Source organism: Microcystis sp. LE19-131.1A (assembly GCF_027532015.1).
GTDB classification, from domain to species: domain Bacteria; phylum Cyanobacteriota; class Cyanobacteriia; order Cyanobacteriales; family Microcystaceae; genus Microcystis; species Microcystis ichthyoblabe_A.
This window is the reverse complement of record NZ_JAPZSS010000028.1, coordinates 1-3,858: the sequence shown is the minus strand read 5'-3', so window position 1 is coordinate 3,858 and position 3,858 is coordinate 1. Positions and strand designations below refer to the sequence as shown.

Below are 3,858 nucleotides of genomic sequence, written 5' to 3'. Positions count from 1 at the left end.
ATCCCCATCCTCATCGGGAAATAAATCCAGAATCATCCCCTTGGGAAAGGGCGCAAGAGCGAATAAACTGAGGTAAAGTGCCAAAATTTGGGCATCTGGTTCGCTATTCAACTCCTCCCAACTGAGATTAAAGGCAGCTTTTAACCCTCTTTCTGCTGTCATTTCCCCATGAAACTTGGGATTTTTGTCTAAAATTGGCTCCTCTAAGCCGTTTTCTGCTAATTTCTGCCGTATTTTGCTACAATCCTGTCGTCGTACCAGCAACCTTGCCACCAATTCTAACGCCAAGGGTAAATAACCCAAATCCTGACATAATAATTTAGCTTCTTCAATTTGTGTGTCAATTCTGTTATTTTCCAGGTAGGAACGCAATAAATCAAGAGCATCTTCTTCTTTTAAAACTTCTACCCGAAAAGTCGCAATTGTCGCTGATAAATATTCCTTGCGAGTGGTAATTAAAACCTGAAAGCGTTTCTCCTCTTGCGGTGGTAAATAATCCTTAATTTGCTGATAATCCCGTACATCATCAAAAATAATTAAGACATTTCCCGCTAACCAATTTTGCCAACAATAACGAATTTTTATGTCTAATTCTCCCTCATCTGGTAGAGTTAATTTGAGATTTACTCGGGCAAAATCTAAAATATTAGTACCAATATCAACGGGTTGACGAGTTGCCACATTTAACCAACATATACCACCAGGATAGGCTTTTTCTCGCCATTGTTGCCAACCAAATTGTCTGGCTAATTCAGTTTTACCTATGCCTCCCATTCCCGTTAAGGTAGATATAGCAAGCTTTTGGGATTGTTGTAATTGATTTTTTAAGTCAATTAATTCCTTATCCCTACCAACAAATTTAGGGATATTACTATTAGATAAATTGTGAGGATTGGGTTGAGGAGGCTCTTGGTTAGGCGGATAATTATAAATATTTTGCTTGTCAATATTGAGATCGCCTTGAGCATAATTGACTATTTTTTGATCCATATTGGTAACATAATGCTGTGATAAAAAAATATTTACTTATACAATATTAACACATCAAAAGGGGAAGGGCGAACGCAATTCGCCCCTACAATGGCATTTTTTTCGGTTTCGTCGGGGTGTATTGCACGCACCCAAGACATTACATGGTGATATTTTGTTCATTAATATTAATGTCCCTTTGAGAAAAATTAACAATTTTTTCAATAGTTTTGATATAGGTTTTTTGTCCAGAGGATTGAGATTGCAAACCCTTAGCAATATTGTTAAGAATATCCTTTAAATTAGGTAAAGGTTCGGATTCTACAATGTCAACCAACTCGGTCATAATTTGGCTTAATTCGGGACTGGTTTTAGCAACAGATTCAACCTCTAGAATTGCCTGTCCATAATCTAAAGGTTGTTCCGGTGCTTTTTCAATTGCGGTGACAGTATCTGGAGAAACTTGTTTCAGGGAAGTAAGAAATTTTTCTGTTTGTTCCCAAACTTTCTCTCCCACTTTTTCACCAGTTTTCTCTAACGCTTTAGTGGCAATAATCGAACCAACTGCGATCGCTGCTCCTGTAAGGGGGTCCATAGATAAAATCGGGGTGATGAGGGTTAACTTATTGATCGGGTTTTTGGGGGTATAAGTTGCCAACAATATAAACAACTCTTACCCCCATCATAGAACTTGTAATTTCATTTAGGCGGGTACTTCAATTTTACCCTGTCCGGCCAATCCAAAAGCGGCGTGAACCACTTGTAGGGCCCTGACTCCATCTTCCTGATTCACCACACAACTGATTTTTATATCAGAAGTAGCAATCATCAAAATATTAATTTTCTCCTTTGCTAAAGCTTCAAAAAAGCGTGCTGCTACCCCCGGTTGTCCTTCCATTCCTGAACCAACAATGCTCACTTTCGCCACATCATTATTAACCACCACTTCCTGTAAACCCAAACTTTCCGATAGTTCTAAAAGGATTTTTTGGGCTAAATTAGCATCAGCTTGGGGTAAAGTAAAGGCGATATCTCGTCGGGGAATACCATCGACAATGCGACAGCGTTGGGATTGAATAATCATATCAACACTGACATTTTTTGCCGCTAAAACCGAGAAAATTCTCGCCGCCATCCCGGGGCAATCGGGGACGCGACGAATGGCCATTTGTGCCTGATTATTATCTAGGGCCACTCCCCGTACCGGGACTAAATTGTGAGGGATTTCGCGATGAGCAACTTTAGCAGAATACTCCAGTTGAAAAGCATCACAAAGGACTTTAATCGCTTTTTCTCCGTCCGCTTCATCGATGACACAACTGACTTTTACTTCAGAAGTGGAGATCATTTCGATATTAATTGCCGCTGCGGCCAAAGTGCTAAATATTTGGGCAGCAATTCCCGGCCGGCCAATCATTCCAGCGCCGGTAATGGCGATTTTAGCGGCCCCGGATTCGATGATCACTTCCGCTTCCTCTGTATTAGTGGGATGGGAACGTAAAACCGGTGCGATCGCTTCGGCCACGGATTCGGCTTTTTTCAAGGCATTTCCCATCACCGTAAAGGCAATATCGTTGCTGTCCCCCTCGTGAATCGATTGAATAATTAAATCCACGTCCACCTGTTGATGAGCGATTTCCCCGAATAAACGGGCAGCGATACCGGGACGATCAGGAACCCGTAAAAGGGAGATTTTCGCCTGATTGCCGTCAAATTCCACCGCATCCACGGCTTTTGTCAATTCCAATCCTTGCAGGGTGCGCGGTTTCGGTGCCGGGGATGTCACCCAAGTACCCGGATCCTCAGTCCAACTGGAACGGACAACCAAGGGAACCCCGAAATTTTTAGCGATTTCCACCGCTCGCGGGTGGAGAACTTTCGCCCCTAAACTGGCTAATTCGAGCATCTCATCGCAGGTAATTTGGTCTAAAAGACGCGCTTCGGGGACTAAACGGGGGTCAGTGGTGAGAATACCGGGTACATCGGTGTAAATTTCGCAAAAATCGGCTTTTAAGGCGGCTGCTAGGGCCACGGCCGAGGTATCGGAACCACCGCGGCCTAGGGTGGTAATCTCTAGTTGATCGCTATCGCTGACACCTTGAAAACCAGCGACAACAACTACTTTACCCTCCGATAGATGACGGGAGAGGCGATCGGTTTTAATTTCTAAAATACGGGCGCGACTATGTTCGGATTCCGTGACAATTCCCACCTGAGCGCCGGTTAGGGAGATGGCCGGTTGTCCGATTTCCTCTAGGGCCATACTCATCAAGGCGATCGTTACCTGTTCCCCCGTGGATAATAACATATCCATCTCCCGGCGCGAGGGTTCGGCGGCGATTTGTTTGGCTAAATTGACCAATCCATCGGTGGTTTTACCCATGGCAGAAACGACCACCACCACGGTATTTCCTGCTATTACCGTATTTTTGACCCGTTGAGCGACCGATTGAATGCGTTCCACGGAACCTACCGATGTACCACCGTATTTTTGGACAATTACAGCCATAGTTGTCAGCGCTAGAGACTTTCTATCTTTGTTCAATCTCCAACTTATCAAAATTCCTTAACGATAAGTGGTTTTGGTTAACATTCCTTATGTTTTATCAAATGCCGACTATCCTTAAGACTGCACCGGAGAAGGGAGCGCCAGAGCTAGGTTAAGGCAGTCCGAGCATTTGTACTAAAATGTCAATACTCAGTTTAAATACAGTACATTTATGCTATTAATAATATTTTGGCTCTCTTAGGGGACTTCCAGAGAATAAAATACCCAACAAAAAAATAGAAAAGTGTTTTTTTGAAAAAGTAATTATTTTTGTCTAGGAAAACAAAGAGTCTCCCATTACAACCTATTTTTCCGAAAAAAAAATAGCAGCATAAACTTTT

The 3,858-nt window shown here is 42.7% G+C and carries 3 protein-coding genes; all 3 read right to left on the bottom strand.

What is annotated here, in order from left to right:
• Nucleotides 1-990: NB-ARC domain-containing protein (locus tag O9323_RS02385; RefSeq protein ID WP_288124638.1), on the bottom strand; the 990-nt coding region annotated here is incomplete at its 3' end.
• 139 nt (nucleotides 991-1,129) lie between these two features.
• Nucleotides 1,130-1,564 carry a hypothetical protein gene (locus tag O9323_RS02380; protein WP_288124637.1) on the bottom strand — a complete coding sequence of 145 codons (435 nt, stop codon included), beginning with the start codon at nucleotides 1,562-1,564 and terminating at the stop codon, nucleotides 1,130-1,132.
• Between the two features lie 108 nt (nucleotides 1,565-1,672).
• Entirely contained in the window at nucleotides 1,673-3,478 is a 1,806-nt protein-coding gene (locus tag O9323_RS02375) for an aspartate kinase (RefSeq protein WP_288124636.1), read from the bottom strand.
• Nucleotides 3,479-3,858 lie beyond the last annotated feature (380 nt).

Bases quoted from the DNA above. Each gene is read 5' to 3' on its own strand.
- O9323_RS02380 (WP_288124637.1), bottom strand. From the start codon at position 1,564: ATGGACCCCCTTACAGGAGCAGCGATCGCAGTTGGTTCGATTATTGCC.
- O9323_RS02375 (WP_288124636.1), bottom strand. From the start codon at position 3,478: ATGGCTGTAATTGTCCAAAAATACGGTGGTACATCGGTAGGTTCCGTG.